Source organism: Pseudodesulfovibrio nedwellii (assembly GCF_027923765.1).
Taxonomy (GTDB): domain Bacteria; phylum Desulfobacterota; class Desulfovibrionia; order Desulfovibrionales; family Desulfovibrionaceae; genus Pseudodesulfovibrio; species Pseudodesulfovibrio nedwellii.
Map to the genome: position 1 here is coordinate 855,966 of NZ_AP026709.1, position 17,708 is coordinate 873,673.

Here is a 17,708-nt window from a genome sequence, read left to right on the forward strand (position 1 = left end):
TGTCAACAATATTATTTTTAATTTTAACCATTTTTAAGATGAAGATAACCAAGCAAATTACCACGCTGTTTTTCGCTCTACTGCTATCTCTGTTTTGGACGACTGCCCATGCACAGATATCACCCAAAAGCATCCCCATGACCACTCCGGTGGAGGCCTACAGGCTTGCCCCGGACGCATTGCTCCTAACGCTCTCTCTGAACATGGAACCAGATTGGTATACCTATGCTAACGATCCCGGTGGCCTAGGTAAACCTACACGCCTTTCAGGGACCACGGCTTCCGATGCTGCTATTACACCGCGCTACCCAGACCCAATCGTCAAACCAGATGCCTTTGACCCTGACTCCATGGTCAACACATACAAAAGTGGAACCAAACTTTTCGCCATAGTTCCGGTTGGTAAACCAGTATTCCCAATAAAGTTGCAATTGGACCTTCTTTTATGCCACCCGACAAAATGCGTCCCGGTTCGTCTGGACCTTACCTTTGGTGACACCAGCCTTGATATTGCGACTCTACCGCTTGCAGATAAACAACCATGGTGGAATACATTTAAACAATTAACCCAACAAACCACGGCACAACCAGCCGAGGCCGTCACTGATTCCACGCAAACAACAATGGTGGAATGGCAATTTACTCCAACGTATCTCCAGCCCGGACTAGAAGTGGCGAGCTTGCTGTCTGCCATACTCATGGGATTGTTGGCTGGGCTTATACTGAACATTATGCCCTGCGTCCTGCCCGTGGTAAGCCTCAAGCTCTCTGCCCTTCTTGGCGCAAGCACATCCACAAACGGCAAAGACCCCATCGCCGCATTTCGCGAACACAACCTCTTTTTCGTCTTAGGCGTCCTCAGCTTCTTCCTCTTTCTCGCCATTGTACTTGGAGCAACAGGTCAAGCGTGGGGAGCGTTGTTTCAATATCGGTGGCTTGTCCTTGGCATAGCCGCCATCATGGGAGCACTCAGCCTCAGTCTGTTCGGATTATTTCATCTGCCAGTCATTGATTTAAAATTCGGTACAGGGCACGCCAATCCTCGCAAACAGGCCTTTTTCACAGGCATGCTGACCACACTCCTTGCAACACCCTGTAGTGGCCCGTTCCTGGGCGGCGTGCTTGGTTGGGCGCTTATTCAAGGACCACTGGTCATTGTCATTGTTTTCATCTCCATCGGTATCGGCATGTCCAGCCCATACCTCTTGTTGATCCTCAATCCAAAACTCGCCCGCTTTCTGCCAAAATCAGGCCCATGGATTGAATATGTGGAAAAAGGTATCGCCTTCTTCCTTCTGGGCACAGCCTTCTACTTAGTCGCCATCGCCATTGGCAGCGAAAGCTTGCGTATTCTGGCCCCACTCTGGGCTGTTCTACTTGGTGGTTGGCTATGGGTACGCACCCAATCTATCAAAGCGACATCGCGCTGGGGCGTTCGCGTAGGTGCACTGATTCTACTGGCAGCCTCTATTATATGGACGATGCCGTCCTCAGTTGAAAACAACCCATGGACTCCATTTGCCCCCATAACTGTTCAACAAAGCATGGGCAAAGAGCTTCTGCTTTTAGATTTCACAGCTGACTGGTGCCCCACCTGCAAAGTATTGGAAGCAACTGTTATGACAGACAAAAACGTCAGTCGTTGGAAAAAGGAATATTCTATTAAATTCATCAAGGTCGACATGACTGAACGTGACGCTGAAGCCGAGGCTTTACTTAAAGCTCTGGGAAGCAGAAGCATCCCCACAGCAGCCATTTTCACAAAAAACGATCCATCGTCACCAATAGTCCTTCGCGATCTCTTCACGGTAGACCAACTTGAAAACATCATGAAATCGCTATAGTACTCCAACAAAACAAGGAGCCTTCAATGTTAAATTTTCAATATTTCATGCCCACACGGGTAATCTTTGGTCCAGACACCCTGAAACAATTGGGTGACACACCACACCTTCCCCGTGGCAATAAAGCCATGGTAGTCATTGGTGAATCTGGCGTCATGGTCAAACAGGGATATCTGGCTACCGTCCAAAGCCAATTGGCTAAACAGGACGTACAGACCATCGTGTTCGACAAAATCCGTCCCAACCCGGAATCAGACATAGTGGACGAAGCCGCAGCCATTTGTCGTGAAAACGGCGTGAACTTCATCGTTGGTCTCGGCGGAGGATCAACCATTGACTCTGCCAAATCCATCGCTCTCATGGCGACCAACGACGGCAAATACTGGGATTACATGCAGTCCGGTAGCGGCGGCGGTCTGGAACCAAATAAGGACGCGTTACCCATTGTTGCTATCCCAACAACAGCAGGCACCGGCACTGAAGCCGACCCATGGACCGTTATCAGCAAATCCGGCACCAATGAAAAAATCGGCTGGGGAAATGATTCCACCTTCCCGGCCTTGTCTATCGTGGACCCGTCCCTGATGCTGTCCGTACCGCCCAAGCAGACTGCCTACACTGGCATGGATGCTTTTTTCCACGCGACCGAAGCGTATCTGGCAACCTGCCGTCAGCCAGCCAGCGACATGCTCGCTCTGGAAGCCGTGCACCTTATCGCACACACCCTGCCCCAGGCTGTCGCCAACGGAGATAATCTCGAAGCACGAACCATTATGGCGTGGGCCTGCACTGCGGCCGGTTTGTGCGAATCCTATTCTTCCTGCATCTCTCAGCATTCTCTTGAACACGCCCTGTCCGCTTTCCACCCGGACTTGCCTCATGGGGCTGGCCTGGTGCTTATCTCAAGAGCCTACTTCGGTTTTCTGGCTGCATGCGGTGAAGAAAGGTTGGAAGACCTTGCATTGGCCATGGGCGACACTCTGGCGGAAAGCATTGATGAAGAAGTCAGCGGTGTGGCCTTTCTGGACGCATTGGATAAACTCATCACGGACATCGGCCTGGCTGACGAAAAACTGTCTGACTACGGCGTAACTCGTGAAGAGATCCCTACGCTGGCAGAAAATGCCCTGACGACCATGGGGGCACTCTTTGATATCACGCCAGTCCAAATGTCCATTGAAGACGTTATCGCCATTTTTGAAGCAGCTTACGAATAAAATCAAAAGGCGCACGGTCTGCACCGTGCGCCTTTTCAGGGAAATATTATGCCAACACATTACTTTGCATCCATTCCTGAACTCGCCCCGCTTTTCAAAAATAGTGACTACACCGATATCAAATCCATTAACACACCAAAAACACTTCGAGAATTTCTGCCGGGATTCATCTACTATGCTCCCCAATGGTTATGTTTTATTTATAAGATCCGAGCGGTATTCATCAGATTCCTTGGCATGCGTCAGGAAAGCGTCGATTTAACGCCAATATATTTTGAAAAACAATTCCCAGACCCAAAAAAAAGACTCCCATTGGGGAATCTTTTTACCATGAGAACATAAACTCTTCACACTACAAGCCATTCCTTTGCCTCCGCCAAACTTTGGAATATCTTATATGATGCAGAACGATTAGTGAGTGATGTTTCTACCAGACGACTTATTTCGACATTCATCGGGGATGTAAGCGCGGCAAGACGTAGTCCAAACGTCGCAGCCCCCATATCCTCAAGATACTTAGCAAACGTAATAACGTCCAACGAAGAAAGTTCAAGAACAAAAGTTCTATTATCGATCAAAAGCCTTGAATAACCAGTTTCCTTGGCTTTGGAGACAAGACTCATTGCCCACTCGATAAAATGCTCCACGTCAGCAACTGTGCCGTCTGAAACACACAGAAGGTACTCTTTCTTTTCAGTAAAAGCCTGTGAATACATCATCACACCCCGACACTCTTGGCAGTTTTCTTATTAAAAAAAATAATCCTACCATATGAAAATTATTCGATAGGAATCATTTCATATGAATCGCCAGAAAGACACCTACATCCATCGTCCGTAATCTCAAACGTATTCTCCACACCCACCATAGCAACACCACGAATACTCTGCTTTGGCTCAATAGCGATAACCATACCATTCTCAAATGGAACATCAAATCCCTTGGCGATGGGCGGGAACTCATCAATAGTCAGCCCTATGCCGTGACCGATAAACGGCACTTTATTCTCATCCAATCCCATAAACCCATCTGCAAAGCCTCGCTTGTCCGCTTGGTCGACGCAATATTCATACAATTCAGCAGGAGTCACACCCGGACGAGCTGTTTCACAACACCAATTCTGCATCTCAATACAAAAATCATGTGCCTTACGGATTTCGTCAGTCTTGGCTGATTCAGGCCCAGCAAAATACGCTTGCGTCTTGTCTGTATGATATCCTTCGATCTGAAAGCCTATGTCGAGCATAAGCGGCTCACCTAATTCCCACACCTTGTTCGCATTCCCCATAAAAACGGAAGCGGGATGTTCACCACGCAAACCAAGCGGCCCATTAAAGCCACTAGGATAATTCCCTGAATCGCCAGCTGCGATATGACCAAGAAAGATTTCTTCCCCGTGTGCCTGCATACGCATCATGCCCATATGCCCCTCCGCAAAAAACGCCTCCCAAGCGAGATGAGATACTTCTCGCTCTGTCATACCTGGCTTCAGCTTCTCGGGTAACATCTCGTAAAGGCATTTATGATGCAGAGCACCACAACGACGCAGAATTTCCAATTCATAATCGGACTTGACCATCTTTGCCAATGCGACAGCATGATCCCCAGGAACGATGGTGTAATCCTTAAGTTTAGCAGACAGCATCAAACCGAGCTGCCATGTCAATCCCGCCATAACAGCCGCAAGAGTCGCAGTAAAAGGACTGCCGGCATCAGCACATAAACCCGGAAGCTCTGAATAGGACTTGAACGACAGTATATGTTCCACCCCAGCCTCAATCCGTGCACGTTGGATACCATTACGGATGAGCAAAACAGGTTTACCATCCAAAGGAAGCCACAGCACTCCTTGACCAAAGGTTCCTGTCAAATAAAAAATATTAAGACGGGAAAAAACTAGAATACCGCCGGCCTCAGGGGCAACTGTCTGTAAATGACGTCGAACCGCATCATGACGACGTGTCAATTCGATTCCAGGAATACGGGCAATAGCTTCAAACATGGAGACTCCTTCACTCTATTACAACTAGGCAATCGGCATTGTTTGCTGTACAAGTCGTCACAGTCAAACGAGGTAGAGACAATGTTGATTGATATGAAAGAGCTAGCCCCGCTGCTGCGCAAGGTCAAGACCATTGCGGTGGTCGGAGCCATAGACAAACCATCCAGACCAGTAGACGGTGTTGGTCGAACCATGATCAATATGGGATTCGACATCATCCCTGTCCACCCGAAACGCTCGGATGTCTGGGGCCTGCCCACTTATCAGACGGTGACAGACATCCCGACTCCCATAGATGTTGTGAATTTGTTCAGAGCAGCACAATTCTGTCCCGATCATGCCCGTGAAGTTTTGAATATGACCCCGCTTCCCAAAATTTTCTGGATGCAATCCGGTGTTATCAGCCCTGAAGCACGAAAGATTCTGGAAGGAAGTGGCATTATCGTTGTTGAAGATCGCTGCCTTAAAGTCGAACTCCAAGCACTGGGGATCACAAGATGAGTGAAATAGCTTTTGATTGTCAAATGTGTGGGCATTGCTGCCAAGGTGAAGGAGGCATAGTCATGACCTCCAAAGACCGTAAACGTCTGGCCGAGCACCTCAATATTTCCGTCGACGAATTGGTCGGGAAATATGCACATCAACGCGGTGGAAAACTCCACCTCAACGTGGGAGAAGACAACTACTGTATCTTCTACAAAGAAGGCTGCGGAGTGCATCCAGGACGCCCGGACATTTGTCGTGCATGGCCATATTTTCGTGGCAATCTCATTGATGAATTGAGTTGGGAAATGATTCAGGATTACTGTCCCGGTGTAAATCCCAAGGCCGGACACAAGGAATTTGTCCGTCAGGGCCGCGAGTATTTGCACAAGGAAGACCTTTTGCGCTATGATCCAGAAACTTCACCAAACGCATTGATTTCAGACGAATAGAAAAGGGTTACCCCATGAATCTCCAGGAATGTCTCACAGTGCTCCAGCTCGACGCAAACGCATCCCTGGGCGAAATCAAAACCGCTTTTCGCAAACTCGCATTTAAATACCATCCAGATCTAAATTCCGGTCCGAATGCGGGTAAGAAATTCCGTGAAATCAACGAAGCCTACGTTACGGCCAAAGGCCTGCTGGAAACGAATGGCTCTTCACGCAATGGTTCCGGACAAACTGAAACGGAAGAACCAAAGGCCAGTCGCAAACAAGGCGCCAAAGCGTATGCGCGACAGCAAAAGAAGGCTTCACCCGGAAGACCCAAACGAGCCAGATCCACACGCGCAAGAACCCAGAAGTATTATTACAAGGAAGAAGAAGTCCTCAAAACCATCCTTGGCGACCCTTTTGCAAAAAAAGTCTTCGAAGATATTTACAGTCAAATCCGCAAGGAACAGCCAGGATATCAAGGCCCACTAGAACTCAAAAAGCGCAAACTCCAACTCCATTGGGGCGAACGCACACTCAACCTTGACTTCTCCAAAGGCATCAAGGGCTGGTTCAAGAGCCAGATGGACCATGAACAAACCGTCCACTTCCCGGCTCACCATCTTATGCCTGGTCGTAAAATACGTATTACGGTAGAACAAAAATTCTCCAAAGGTCCAAAAACAATCGAAGTTACCCTACCCCGAGACTTCGTCGTAGGCCGTCCCATCCGTCTCAAAGGACTGGGACGAAAGCTTGGCCCCATTACCGGAGATCTTCTTTTACGAATTTTAGGGAAATAACCCGATCAATCGTTAAATATCGTTCACAATTTTCTCCTCGCTTGGGAGATTGTCCCGAAATTGGCTAAATCGGATTAACATCTTTGTAAATTTCAAAAAACTCCTTGTTTTCCCCCCGGTTTTTTACTAGTCGCTGTAAGGTAAGAGTACATAATTCGGAGGGACAGATGCTCGCCATATTTGACTACAAAGCTGGAAACCAGACCAGTGTCCGTCGGGCACTTGACCATCTGGGCATTCCAAATGAAATTACCAATGATGCTGAAAAGCTCAACAAAGCTTCAGGTATTATTTTCCCCGGAGTCGGGGCAGCAGGTCAAGCCATGGAGGAACTCCATTCTGGTGGCCTTGATGAAGTCATAAAAGGACTCATTTGGCAAAAAAAACCGGTACTCGGCATATGCGTTGGTTGCCAAATTTTATTGGATTACTCCGAGGAAAACGATACCAAAGCGCTGGAAGTAATCCCAGGCGAATGCCGCCTGTTCAACCCTTCTTGGGTTGATTATGAAGACACCACAATCCGCGTGCCTCACATGGGCTGGAACCAAATCGAACTGGTCAAGGAATGTGAACTCTTTGCAGGTATTGACCCTGATGCGGATTTTTATTTTGTCCATAGCTACTTCCCGCACCCTCAAGATGAGTTCGTCATCGGCAACACCCGATATGGCATCGATTTCTGCTCCGTGCATGGACGCCAAGGACTCTGGGCTGTCCAATTCCATCCTGAAAAATCAGGACGGCCAGGCTTAAAAATGTTACAAAATTTCTACAACTACTGTCAGGAGGCCGCCAATGCTCAGTAAGCGTGTCATTCCCTGTCTCGATGTCCGCAACGGCAGACTGACCAAGGGCATCAAATTCAAAGACAATGTGGATATCGGCGACCCCGTTGAAACCGCCAAGAAATATTATGAAGAAGGCGCGGATGAAATTGTCTTTTACGACATCACCGCCTCCCATGAAGCTCGCGGTATTTTCCTCGACGTGGTTGAAAAAGTAGCCTCTCAAATATTCATCCCCTTTTCTGTCGGCGGTGGGATCAATACAGTTGATGACATGCGCGACGTACTCGTTGCGGGCGCAGAAAAGGTCTCCGTCAATTCCGGGGCTGTCAAAAACCCAGATATTATCAGTGAAGGTGCTGCCCGCTTTGGTTCCCAATGCGTGGTGCTCGGCATGGATGTAAAACGCGTGGAAAAATCTGAAAAAATTCCTTCCGGTTTTGAAATCGTTATTCACGGAGGCCGCAAATTCATGGGCCTTGATGCCGTTGAATGGGCCAAAACCGGCGAGGCTTTAGGTGCTGGTGAAATCTGCCTCAACTCTATCGACGCAGATGGTGTCAAGAAAGGATACGATCTGGAACTAACCCGGATTATCGCTGAATCCGTAACCATTCCGGTTATCGCTTCCGGTGGAGCCGGCAACCCACAACATATGGTTGACGCTGTCACCACTGGCAAAGCGACAGCCGCGCTCATCGCCTCAATCGTGCATTACGGCGAATACACTATTCCCGAATTAAAAAAACAGATGGCTAACGCCGGAGTACAAACTCGCGCTGTCTGGTAAATCATACTGCACCGACCAATATAAAAGCCGCCCTCCATATGGAGAACGGCTTTTTTTACATTCATTTAATTTGTAACTACTCAGCCCGGAAGATTCCACTCTTGCCACCTGACTTGAAGACCAACCGGCAGGCATCAATGACGACATCTTTCTGTACAGCCTTGCACATGTCATAGATAGTGGCAGCAGCAACCTGAACGCCAATCAAGGCTTCCATCTCAATACCGGTCTTGTATGTTGTCCGCACTTCACACTCTAGCTCAATGGCATTTTCATCGTCCAAAACAGTGAATCGGATGTCCACATAGCTGATAGGCATCGGATGACACATGGGAATCAGATCGGCGGTCCGCTTTGCGGCCTGAATGCCCGCTATTTTAGCGGTAGTTAACACATCGCCCTTAGGCAATGCGTTCTGCTTGAGCAAACGCAATGTCTCGGGAGCCAAGCGGACTATACCCCGAACAATCGCTGTCCGTTGAGTGTCTTTCTTCTCCGACACATCAACCATGCGAGCGTTACCGTCATCATCCATATGCGAAAAACCGTCAACCATGTGACTAATCTCCCATTACTTTTTCTTTGGCCTTCTTGAAAAAGCCCTTGGCCTTGGTGGACAATTTACTCGCCTCAATCTCAGCAAACTCTTTCAACAGTTCTTCCTGTTGAGCATTGAGTCGAGTCGGAGTCTTAACCTTGATTTCCACCAAAAGATCACCATTGTGCGTACTCCCCAAATGAGGCATGCCGAGACCACGAAGACGGAAAACTTCTCCGCTCTGTGTTCCACTCGGAATATCCAGATTAACCGGATCATCCAATGTAGGTACTTCCATACGATGACCGAGTGCAGCCTCGACCATGGAAATTTCACGACTGATAATCAGATTTTGTCCCTGACGTTCGAATACGTCGTCCGAGGTTACTCGAATCACGACGTACAAATCACCTGGGGGACCACCAAACATGCCAGCCTCACCTTCGCCACGAAGACGAAGTCTGGAGTTGTTATCCACTCCAGCCGGGATTCTGACCTTGAGGTCCTTGTCCTTAATGACCGAACCTCGGCCCAGACATTCATCACAAGGATCAGTAATAATCTGGCCTGCCCCCTGACAATGAGGACATGTCACGGAAATACGGAAAAAACCCTGTGACTGCTGCATAGAACCGGAGCCACCACACTGAGGACACGTTTCCGCCGTAGACCCTGGTGCTGCACCGGACCCATCACACTCCTCGCAAAGGACTTCAACTGGAATCTGAATATCAACTTCAGCTCCCTTCGCCGCTTCACGGAAAGAAATCTCCAAATTATACCGAAGATCGGACCCGGCACGAGGACGATTGCCACCGCCTCGACCAGCAGAAGAAAAACCGAAAACTTCACCGAAAATATCGCTGAATGCTCCAAATATATCTTCATTACTGGAAAAACCGGAAAAACCGTTCCCGTTTACACCTTCGTGACCAAAACGGTCATAGGCTTGCCGCTTATCATCGTTGCCGAGAATCTCATATGCTTCAGCTGCTTCCTTAAACTTGGATTCAGCTTCAGGGTCATCCTGATTCCGGTCTGGATGATACTTGAATGCCTTTTTTCGATATGCCGACTTGATTTCGTCCTGAGATGCAGACGTATCCACTCCCAACACTTCATAATAATCGCGTTTGGACATGATGAGTTACTTAGGCATCCTCAGGAAGTTCAGAATCAAGATTGGCTTCGGGAATCGGACGGTCGGGAACGACCTTGCCCGCTGCGATTTCACGCAAAGAGCTGACGATTTCCTTATTACTGGATGTCACCAAAGGTTCGTACCCTTCACGGTACTGCTTGACCCTTTTAATTCCCATCTGTGTAATAAGAAAACGATTACTCACTCTTGCCAGACAATCTTCAACAGTAATACGAGCCATGATATTCTCCTTCTTCGTTACGAAGCGATAATTCATCGATATATTAAATCTTACCGGCCGGGAACATGCCCTGCAAATCTTTCAACAACCGACTGGAAACCGGATAATACATCCCGTCTCCATTCTTCATCCAGCACTGCCCCTGAGGCAACTTCGGATCAGCATAGAAGGTCATAGCCTTCAACAGTTGCCCGTCATCATCCAAAAGCTGACACTGCATGAGCTTTACAGCCGAAGTTGCCAAATTATTGAGTGGCAACGCTTCGAACTGTAATTCAGTAAATCTCCATAGCGACATGTCAATGCCGGGAATATCTTTTTCTTCCCCGTGTACACGCCACCCTGTATCACTCCGTTCAAGCACATAACGATTACGGCCGTGCTCAATAACAAAACTGGCTACGTCACCAATCTCCAGAGTAAAGATATTTCGTCCCTGAACATCAAAAGCGCTACGAACCAATTGACTGACACTTTCCACGTCAAGCAGAAAAGGCACTGTCAGCCAGGATGATTTGCCAATATACCGCTTGGGGTCATCCTTAAAAGTAAAAAATTCCACGGAATGGGGTATCTCATTCCGTTTACTCCAAAGCCTAATAGTCAACGCAGCCATTCGCTGTTCAGTCACGACAGGATCAAGCACCAGTTTCCCAGCCCGCAATAAGGCCAAGGCGTGGATATACAGATTAATCTTCGAATCCGAGGCACTTTTTCCCTTAAGATACCCCGGCAAATTAAACGTATATCCTTGCGCGGACAGATCAACCAGCCAACTGGACCCAAAAGGCTGAACCAATTGAACCCTATGAATTTCATCTTCATTAAAAGAAAAGACCCGTGTATCAAAAAAAGTCTCTGCCGGTTGTATCAGTTCATCAAACGACTGCTTGTCGAATTCATACACCAATGCCGGATTTTCCGAATTCCAACCGTAAACAGTCCCAGATTCACAGGAAGTAAGTCGAAGCGTCAGCGGTTCACCGCCTTTTTTACCAAAGGTCAGGATCACCTTAAATTCAGGCTCTTCCAAACCGAATTCTTCGGGACCACCTCGATCAAAGCCACCAATGGACCGCCGTGGAGTCAAATCAACAAGCAAGGACTCATACGACAAGACTCGCCCGGTCAATGCACGAGCCTTGATATTCCAGGATGCCCCCGGCACATGAATTTCCCATCCGGCCCCCACAGAAACCAAGGTATATGAACCCTCTGGAATCTGCACATGAATTGACTCGACTTGGTCGAGTGATCGAGACAACCATCTGGAAACAACCTGACTGGTATTTCCATAAGAATTATACCAATAAGCACCTCCGGCCAAACCGACCACAAGCACCATGGCTGCGAAATACACGTATCGTTTCAAATCAGGCATCCCTCCATGAGGAACCCGCTATCGATAAGGGAAAAAACCGCACCGCCACCACATTCGGTCGGAAAGCTAGTTAAATTGCCCCAGGAGCACTTGCAAGTCAAGGAAGAATACTCTATCTGGCTAACTTGGTCCGCCCTTCATAACAAAACCGGCAGGAGAAGAACAGATGGCCTCATGGGGCAAACTCACCTTTGCACAAAAAAATTGTGTTTCAGCCACAGGAAAACTCATGCAAAAGACCGAAATGGTCTCGCATGGATCACGAATAGGCCTTGCCATATCTGGCGGGGTTGACAGTTTCCTCATGCTCAAAGTCATGATGATTCGCCAAGCGATCATGCCCTTTCCCGTTGAACTGATGGTTCTTCACATAAACCCCGGTTTCGAGCCGGAATCACACACACCGCTTGTTGACTGGTGTGCTCAAAACGGCATCCCTGCACACATCGAACTAACCGATTTTGGCCCCCGTGCCCATACAGATGAAAACCGAAAGAACTCCCCCTGCTTCTATTGTAGTATGCATCGCAGAAAAAGACTTTTTGAACTGTGTCGCGACTACAACCTCAGCCACTTGGCCTTTGGCCACAATGCCGACGATAATGTCGTCACTTTTTTTATGAATATTGTTCAAAACGGACGAGTCGCCGGACTTTCAGCCAATGAACCTTTTTTTGACGGTAACCTACAAGTCATTAGGCCGACCATGCTTCTCGAAAAAAAGACAGTTATTAAAGCGGCAAAACAGTGGGAACTTCCTATTTGGAAAAATATTTGCCCCTCTAACGGTGCGACTAAACGAGATGAAATCCATGACTGGCTACGCACCATGTGGCAAACCGATAAACGAATTAAAAACAATGTCTTCAATGCTATAACTCGCCAACAGGTTGACTTGACAAGTAAAAAAGTCTAGACTAACTACATTCGGAAGCTACATTCTGGCTTAAAAAAAATACTTATAACTCACTGGAAAGGAAATGCTTTTCAGAAAATATCATATAGTTGTCTTTAAAGACAAACAGGGTTCCTGCAAAAAATTCCAGCTTCGAGGCTGGCTTATCGCTACTCTTTTCTTCCTGATGGTCGGCATGGCCACCGGGAATGTTATTTTATGGAAGAAGTATGCACAACATTCACGGGTTGAACAGGGCCTAAACATAGCTGAAAAAACAGTTCAAGAACAAAAGACCCAACTGTTAAGTCTTTCACAAAAAATATCCACGCTGCAAAAGAATCTGGGGCGTATTCGCGACTTCGATTCCAAATTGCGTGTTATGATCAACCTTGATCAAGGCGAAGGCCAGGCTGCGGCACCTAAGGGTGGATCAACCAACGAAAACTTTTCCAAAGGGTATCTTCCACTTTATCGCCAGGAACTTCTAGCCCGCAAAATGCATGAATTCCTGCGCCAGTTAAATATTGAGGCACGGCTCGAGGAAGTGCGGCAGCAGGAAATTATGCACACCCTGCGCAGCAACAAGAATATACTCGAAGCAACCCCGTCCATCTGGCCGACTTCCGGCTGGGTTACTTCCGGTTTTGCATGGCGCACATCGCCTTTCACCGGAAAACGAGAATTCCACAAGGGTATCGATATCTCAGCACCTCGAGGCACCCCCATTTACGCTCCAGCCCGCGGGGACATCATCTTCTCAGGTCGAGACAGTTCCTACGGACTGAGTGTCCAATTAAAACACAATTCCAGCCTGACTACGCGTTATGCACATATGTATCGCATCGCGGTTAAAAGCGGTCAGGAAGTCACAAGAGGCGAGTTAATCGGCTATGTCGGTTCCACAGGACGAAGCACAGGCCCTCACCTCCATTATGAAGTCCGCCTGAATGGCGTTCCGGTTAATCCGAAACGGTACATTCTCAACTAGCGGTCACTGTCTTGTGAATTCATCAGGCCCTTTTGGAATTCAATTTTCCAAAAGGGCCTATCTTTTGATAACCGCTTCCTGCCAGACTCCGGCTGGTTCAGGTTTTGCAATGAGCTGACATATGGATATTTTCGGATTTAACCCGAGCGACATGCTCAGCTTTTTTCTGACGCTTTTCCGAATAAGCGTGGTCCTTTTCCTTATGCCTTTTTTCGGCGGAAATTCTACCCCAAAAACAGTCAAGGCAGCCCTCGTTCTTGTGCTGTCCATGGCAGTTTGGCCACAACTATCTTTCCCCGGGACATTGATGCCCACAGGTTGGAATATCGTCATCATGTTTATTGGGGAACTGGTGCTCGGACTCATCCTTGGGTTGGTCGTCAATTTTTTGTTCGCTGCGGTTCAACTCGGTGGTCAAATCATCGGCTTCCAGATGGGTTTTGCCATGGTTAACGTTGTAGACCCTATTACAGGCACCAGCAACGCAGTCACCGCCCATTTTCTTTATATGACAACCATGCTGACATTTCTCGTCCTTAACGGACACCTCTACCTGCTTCAGGCAGTCGGTATGAGTTTTGAACACATTCCACCCGGTGGCCTCCTACTCAACAACCATCTGGCCACCGATATTTTCCAATTTTCAAACCTTATGTTCACCTTGGCGATCAAGATCGCAGCACCTATTATGGCCTCTCTTTTTCTGGTTGACCTCGCGCTGGCTCTTATCTCCAGAGTCGCTCCGCAAATGCATGTGCTCATTCTCGGCTTCCCCATTAAAATCACTGTTGGTTTTTTCTTTCTCGGCTTCATTTTAACTCTGATGTCTACATATGTAGGAGACTTCCTCCATACGCTCAACTACATGAACGAAACCATCATGAAATACGGATTGGTCGACACCCAATAGGGGGACAACATGATAGGCCAAGAAGATCCGAGTAAAACAGAAAAAGCTTCAACAAAGCGACGAAACAAACAACGCAATGAAGGCAATGTCGCCAAAGGGCAAGAAATCAGCAAAGTCATGGTCCTGCTTGCAGGTGTAATAGCCATGCGTGTCATGATTAACTATTACCATGAAGAATTTATCGAAATATACCGATGGACATTCACTGAAGCCATCCTTTTGGAAGTCGACCAAAATGTCGCATACACCTTGTTTACTTGGGGTGTGCACAAGATGGCCATTCTGGTCATGCCATTTATATTATTCATTGCCTTCGTGGCTTGGCTCACCGGACGGTTGCAAGTAGGTTCCCTGTGGACAATGACACCTCTCAAACCGAAATTTGCCAAGATTTTCAACATTATCGGCGGCATCAAAAAGATACTACTCAGCCCGGAAACATTCATTAATCTGGCAAAAAGCATACTTCAAGCTTTAGCCGTTGGCATCGCGCCTTACATTGTCATCAAACAGGAACTCCCCAATCTCCTACCACTTTTCCATGCAAGTACTTATGGTGTCATAGTTTTCATCCTGTCAGCCGCATACAAAATGACCTGTTATGCTCTCGTCCCAATGCTTATAATCGCTATTATCGACCTCTGGTATCAGCGTTGGAATTACGAAGAACAAATCAAGATGTCCAAAGAAGAAGTCAAAGACGAAAGGAAACAGGCGGAAGGCGACCCAAAAGTCAAAATGCAGCAACGTAACAAAATGATGGAAATGATGGCCTCAAGAATGTTCCAAGACATCCCCAAAGCGGACGTCGTCATTACCAACCCCACACACTATGCCGTTGCCTTGCAATACGATGCCATGGTCGCTCCTGCCCCTCTTGTTTTGGCCAAAGGTGTCAACAAGGTTGCTGAACGAATCAAAGAAGTTGCACGGGAAAACAACATACCTATCCAACAAAACGTTCCCTTGGCACAGGCTTTGTATAAACAGGTGGAGATCGGGGAGACCATCCCGGAGGAACTGTTTCAAGCCGTGGCTGCGATTCTGGCAAAGCTAGAAAAATTCAAGAATCGTTAGGCACTTACATAAGGCGAACAGCACCTCTGACCCCTAAGGGAAAACCATTCAAGAGGTGTCAAAAACATGGCTCAGCCTTCCAAAAAATCAGCGATTCCAAAAATCGACTATTCGAAATTCTCAAAACAAGGTGATTTGCTTCTGGCCGGCGGAGTCGTGACCATCCTCTTTGTGATGCTCATCCCCCTACCGACTCCGTTCATTGATTTCATGCTCACAGTGTCCATTTCTCTGGGATTGGTTATCTTGGTCACCTCAATGTTTATGACATCCCCACTTGAATTTTCTATATTCCCTTCCCTGCTTTTGGTAACAACCCTGCTTAGATTGGCACTTAACGTTGCGACAACCCGCGCCATTCTTCTGCACGGTGACGAAGGAACGTCAGCCGCCGGATCGGTTATCCAAAGTTTTGGAGAATTTGTCGTCGGTGGTAATTACGTCATCGGAATCGTCATTTTCATGATCTTGTTCATCCTAAACAAAACAGTCATCGTCACAGGTACTACCCGTATCGCTGAAGTAGCTGCCCGCTTCACCCTTGATGCTATGCCCGGTAAACAAATGGCCGTTGAAGCAGACTTGAACGCCGGCCTCATCGACGAAGAAGAAGCCACAGAACGACGCGACCACATGCGCCGTGAGGCAGACTTCTACGGAGCCATGGATGGTGCAGGAAAATTCGTTTCTGGAGATGTTAAGGCAGGCCTTATGATTACTGTCATTAACATCATCGGCGGCTTTCTCATCGGTGTTATCCAAAAAGACATGCCATGGATGGACGCAGCCCAAACATACACCCTCCTGACTATTGGTGATGGCCTTGTTGCCACAATCCCTTCCCTGATTATTTCCACCTCAGCCGGTATTATCGTTTCTCGCGCAGCAGCAGAAGCCAAGATGGGTGAAGAATTCATCGGCCAGTTGTCCTTCCATCACCGGGCACTCAAACTGGTATCAGGCATTCTGGTCATATTTGGCATCGTCCCAGGCATGCCGACAATTCCTTTCCTTACGCTAGCAGTCATCACGTATACAATTGGTCATCTCTCTGCCAAACAGCAAAGCGAAATCATCGGTGATACGGAAGACCTTGCTCCCAAAGACATGCCGACGTTGGATACTCCTGAAGAAGTTCAGGCACTCCTCCCCCTCGACCAATTGGAATTGGAAGTTGGTTATGGCCTTATTCCTTTGGTGGACGAAGAACAAAATGGGAATCTGCTTTCACGCATCCGCTCAATCCGTCGGCAATTCGCTCTTGATATGGGGGTGGTCGTTCCTTCCCTGCACTTACGCGACAACTTACAACTCAAGCCCGGCGAATACCGCGTACTCATCAAAGGCAACCCCGTTGCCAGCGCCGAGTTGCTCATAGACCATTACCTTGCCATGGACCCAGGTGATGTCAAACAACGTATTGAAGGTGTCGAAACCGTTGAGCCTGCTTTTAATCTTCCGGCAGTCTGGATTCCAGAAGCCCAGAAGGAAGAGGCTATGCTCGCAGGCTACACCGTGGTCGATCCGTCCACAGTTATCGCCACCCATTTGACGGAAGTTTTCAGACGGAACCTGCACGAATTCCTGGGACGTCAAGAAACACAGGAACTCTTGGACAACCTGTCCAAACGAGCCCCCAAGGCAGTTGAAAGTCTAGTGCCTGCCGTACTCAGTATCGGTGGCGTCCAAAAAGTCCTTCAGGCTCTCGTTCAAGAAAACGTTTCCATTCGCGACCTACTCACTATCGTGGAAACTCTCGCCGACTATGGTGCAGCGACACAAGACCCTGTTCAGTTGACCGAATATGTTCGCGCCAAAATGGGCCGTACCATCGTCAAACCTTATATGGGAGAAGAAGGAGTATTGCCTATCATCACCATGAGCCCACAGATCGATGAAATACTGAGCAATGCAATGCGTCCAGCAGAACAAGGTGGCTATCTGGCCCTGGAACCGGGTGTGGCTCAACAGCTCATTCAGTCCATCAACCAATCAACGGAAGACGCCATGGTTGCCGATGGCCAGCCCATTCTGCTGGTCACCCCGCAGCTCAGAGCGCAACTCGCCCAATTGTTGACCAGGTTCATACCGACCCTTCCCGTCATCTCTCAGGCCGAAATCCCCGCAGATGTCAAAATTCAGTCAGCCGCAACCGTTGAAATTTAGGAACGCA

General features: G+C 48.0%; 18 protein-coding genes. 12 read left to right on the plus strand and 6 right to left on the minus strand.

The genetic code is table 11. From position 1 onward, the window contains the following. Nucleotides 1-38 precede the first annotated feature (38 nt). Nucleotides 39-1,844 (plus strand): protein-disulfide reductase DsbD family protein, encoded by a 1,806-nt coding sequence (locus tag SYK_RS04190; RefSeq protein ID WP_281762350.1) that lies wholly within the window; start codon nt 39-41, stop codon nt 1,842-1,844. Nucleotides 1,845-1,870: 26 nt separating this feature from the next. Then, entirely contained in the window at nt 1,871-3,061 is a 1,191-nt protein-coding gene (locus SYK_RS04195) for an iron-containing alcohol dehydrogenase (RefSeq protein ID WP_281762351.1), read from the plus strand. Nucleotides 3,062-3,408: 347 nt separating this feature from the next. On the opposite strand, the gene SYK_RS04200 is transcribed toward SYK_RS04195, so the two are convergent. Both SYK_RS04200 and SYK_RS04205 read right to left on the minus strand, forming a co-directional pair. Next, nucleotides 3,409-3,780, minus strand: a complete 372-nt coding sequence (locus SYK_RS04200; RefSeq protein WP_281762352.1) for a hypothetical protein — start codon at nt 3,778-3,780, stop codon at nt 3,409-3,411. 59 nt (nt 3,781-3,839) lie between these two features. Beyond that, nucleotides 3,840-5,063 carry a M24 family metallopeptidase gene (locus tag SYK_RS04205; protein ID WP_281762353.1) on the minus strand — a complete coding sequence of 408 codons (1,224 nt, stop codon included), beginning with the start codon at nt 5,061-5,063 and terminating at the stop codon, nt 3,840-3,842. Between the two features lie 81 nt (nt 5,064-5,144). Between SYK_RS04205 and SYK_RS04210 the strand changes: the two genes are divergently transcribed. The 5 genes from SYK_RS04210 (at nt 5,145) to hisF (ending at nt 8,361) form a co-directional block, all read left to right on the plus strand. Next, on the plus strand, nt 5,145-5,564 hold the full coding sequence (locus SYK_RS04210; protein WP_281762354.1) for a CoA-binding protein: 420 nt from the start codon (nt 5,145-5,147) through the stop codon (nt 5,562-5,564). After that, the gene (locus SYK_RS04215; protein ID WP_281762355.1) at nt 5,561-5,998 is read left to right on the plus strand and encodes a YkgJ family cysteine cluster protein; all 438 of its coding nucleotides are present in this window, start codon (nt 5,561-5,563) and stop codon (nt 5,996-5,998) included. The genes SYK_RS04210 and SYK_RS04215 overlap by 4 nt, the downstream gene beginning before the upstream one ends. Nucleotides 5,999-6,012: 14 nt before the next feature. Continuing rightward, entirely contained in the window at nt 6,013-6,783 is a 771-nt protein-coding gene (locus tag SYK_RS04220) for a DnaJ domain-containing protein (RefSeq protein ID WP_281762356.1), read from the plus strand. A gap of 167 nt (nt 6,784-6,950) precedes the next feature. Further along, the gene (gene hisH / locus SYK_RS04225; protein ID WP_281762357.1) at nt 6,951-7,592 is read left to right on the plus strand and encodes an imidazole glycerol phosphate synthase subunit HisH; all 642 of its coding nucleotides are present in this window, start codon (nt 6,951-6,953) and stop codon (nt 7,590-7,592) included. Continuing rightward, nucleotides 7,582-8,361, plus strand: coding sequence for an imidazole glycerol phosphate synthase subunit HisF (gene hisF / locus SYK_RS04230; protein ID WP_281762358.1), 780 nt, complete (start codon nt 7,582-7,584; stop codon nt 8,359-8,361). Before hisH ends, hisF begins: the two co-directional genes overlap by 11 nt. A gap of 76 nt (nt 8,362-8,437) precedes the next feature. Here hisF and moaC read toward each other — a convergent pair whose 3' ends face one another. From moaC to SYK_RS04250, 4 genes are read right to left on the minus strand one after another with little or no spacing between them, the layout of a single operon-like run. After that, nucleotides 8,438-8,917 carry a cyclic pyranopterin monophosphate synthase MoaC gene (gene moaC, locus SYK_RS04235; RefSeq protein WP_281762359.1) on the minus strand — a complete coding sequence of 160 codons (480 nt, stop codon included), beginning with the start codon at nt 8,915-8,917 and terminating at the stop codon, nt 8,438-8,440. A 4-nt stretch (nt 8,918-8,921) separates the two neighbouring features. Next, nucleotides 8,922-10,040: a molecular chaperone DnaJ gene (gene dnaJ, locus SYK_RS04240; RefSeq protein WP_281762360.1), complete on the minus strand. Its 1,119-nt coding sequence runs from the start codon at nt 10,038-10,040 to the stop codon at nt 8,922-8,924. Between the two features lie 10 nt (nt 10,041-10,050). After that, nucleotides 10,051-10,281: a DNA-directed RNA polymerase subunit omega gene (rpoZ, locus tag SYK_RS04245; RefSeq protein WP_281762361.1), complete on the minus strand. Its 231-nt coding sequence runs from the start codon at nt 10,279-10,281 to the stop codon at nt 10,051-10,053. A 43-nt stretch (nt 10,282-10,324) separates the two neighbouring features. Next, complete coding sequence (locus tag SYK_RS04250; RefSeq protein ID WP_281762362.1) at nt 10,325-11,662, minus strand: DUF4340 domain-containing protein; 1,338 nt, start codon at nt 11,660-11,662, stop codon at nt 10,325-10,327. 166 nt (nt 11,663-11,828) lie between these two features. On the opposite strand from SYK_RS04250, the gene SYK_RS04255 reads away from it, so the two are divergent. The 5 genes from SYK_RS04255 to flhA all read left to right on the plus strand — a co-directional run bounded on the left by SYK_RS04255 (nt 11,829) and on the right by flhA (nt 17,701). Then, a complete protein-coding gene (locus tag SYK_RS04255; protein ID WP_281762363.1) occupies nt 11,829-12,578 on the plus strand; it encodes a tRNA lysidine(34) synthetase in 750 nt (249 codons plus the stop codon). Nucleotides 12,579-12,642: 64 nt separating this feature from the next. Next, nucleotides 12,643-13,548 (plus strand): M23 family metallopeptidase, encoded by a 906-nt coding sequence (locus SYK_RS04260; protein ID WP_281762364.1) that lies wholly within the window; start codon nt 12,643-12,645, stop codon nt 13,546-13,548. A 121-nt stretch (nt 13,549-13,669) separates the two neighbouring features. Then, nucleotides 13,670-14,458, plus strand: coding sequence for a flagellar biosynthetic protein FliR (gene fliR, locus SYK_RS04265; RefSeq protein ID WP_281762365.1), 789 nt, complete (start codon nt 13,670-13,672; stop codon nt 14,456-14,458). Between the two features lie 9 nt (nt 14,459-14,467). After that, nucleotides 14,468-15,535, plus strand: a complete 1,068-nt coding sequence (flhB, locus tag SYK_RS04270) for a flagellar biosynthesis protein FlhB (protein WP_281762366.1) — start codon at nt 14,468-14,470, stop codon at nt 15,533-15,535. Between the two features lie 66 nt (nt 15,536-15,601). Further along, complete coding sequence (gene flhA / locus SYK_RS04275; protein WP_281762367.1) at nt 15,602-17,701, plus strand: flagellar biosynthesis protein FlhA; 2,100 nt, start codon at nt 15,602-15,604, stop codon at nt 17,699-17,701. The last annotated feature ends 7 nt before the right edge of the window (nt 17,702-17,708 follow it).

What these genes read in the sequence shown, in the direction of transcription:
- SYK_RS04190 (WP_281762350.1), top strand. Translation starts at nt 39, where the DNA reads ATGAAGATAACCAAGCAAATTACCACGCTGTTTTTCGCTCTACTGCTA.
- SYK_RS04195 (WP_281762351.1), top strand. Translation starts at nt 1,871, where the DNA reads ATGTTAAATTTTCAATATTTCATGCCCACACGGGTAATCTTTGGTCCA.
- SYK_RS04200 (WP_281762352.1), bottom strand. Translation starts at nt 3,780, where the DNA reads ATGATGTATTCACAGGCTTTTACTGAAAAGAAAGAGTACCTTCTGTGT.
- SYK_RS04205 (WP_281762353.1), bottom strand. Translation starts at nt 5,063, where the DNA reads ATGTTTGAAGCTATTGCCCGTATTCCTGGAATCGAATTGACACGTCGT.
- SYK_RS04210 (WP_281762354.1), top strand. Translation starts at nt 5,145, where the DNA reads ATGTTGATTGATATGAAAGAGCTAGCCCCGCTGCTGCGCAAGGTCAAG.
- SYK_RS04215 (WP_281762355.1), top strand. Translation starts at nt 5,561, where the DNA reads ATGAGTGAAATAGCTTTTGATTGTCAAATGTGTGGGCATTGCTGCCAA.
- SYK_RS04220 (WP_281762356.1), top strand. Translation starts at nt 6,013, where the DNA reads ATGAATCTCCAGGAATGTCTCACAGTGCTCCAGCTCGACGCAAACGCA.
- hisH (WP_281762357.1), top strand. Translation starts at nt 6,951, where the DNA reads ATGCTCGCCATATTTGACTACAAAGCTGGAAACCAGACCAGTGTCCGT.
- hisF (WP_281762358.1), top strand. Translation starts at nt 7,582, where the DNA reads ATGCTCAGTAAGCGTGTCATTCCCTGTCTCGATGTCCGCAACGGCAGA.
- moaC (WP_281762359.1), bottom strand. Translation starts at nt 8,917, where the DNA reads ATGGTTGACGGTTTTTCGCATATGGATGATGACGGTAACGCTCGCATG.
- dnaJ (WP_281762360.1), bottom strand. Translation starts at nt 10,040, where the DNA reads ATGTCCAAACGCGATTATTATGAAGTGTTGGGAGTGGATACGTCTGCA.
- rpoZ (WP_281762361.1), bottom strand. Translation starts at nt 10,281, where the DNA reads ATGGCTCGTATTACTGTTGAAGATTGTCTGGCAAGAGTGAGTAATCGT.
- SYK_RS04250 (WP_281762362.1), bottom strand. Translation starts at nt 11,662, where the DNA reads ATGCCTGATTTGAAACGATACGTGTATTTCGCAGCCATGGTGCTTGTG.
- SYK_RS04255 (WP_281762363.1), top strand. Translation starts at nt 11,829, where the DNA reads ATGGCCTCATGGGGCAAACTCACCTTTGCACAAAAAAATTGTGTTTCA.
- SYK_RS04260 (WP_281762364.1), top strand. Translation starts at nt 12,643, where the DNA reads ATGCTTTTCAGAAAATATCATATAGTTGTCTTTAAAGACAAACAGGGT.
- fliR (WP_281762365.1), top strand. Translation starts at nt 13,670, where the DNA reads ATGGATATTTTCGGATTTAACCCGAGCGACATGCTCAGCTTTTTTCTG.
- flhB (WP_281762366.1), top strand. Translation starts at nt 14,468, where the DNA reads ATGATAGGCCAAGAAGATCCGAGTAAAACAGAAAAAGCTTCAACAAAG.
- flhA (WP_281762367.1), top strand. Translation starts at nt 15,602, where the DNA reads ATGGCTCAGCCTTCCAAAAAATCAGCGATTCCAAAAATCGACTATTCG.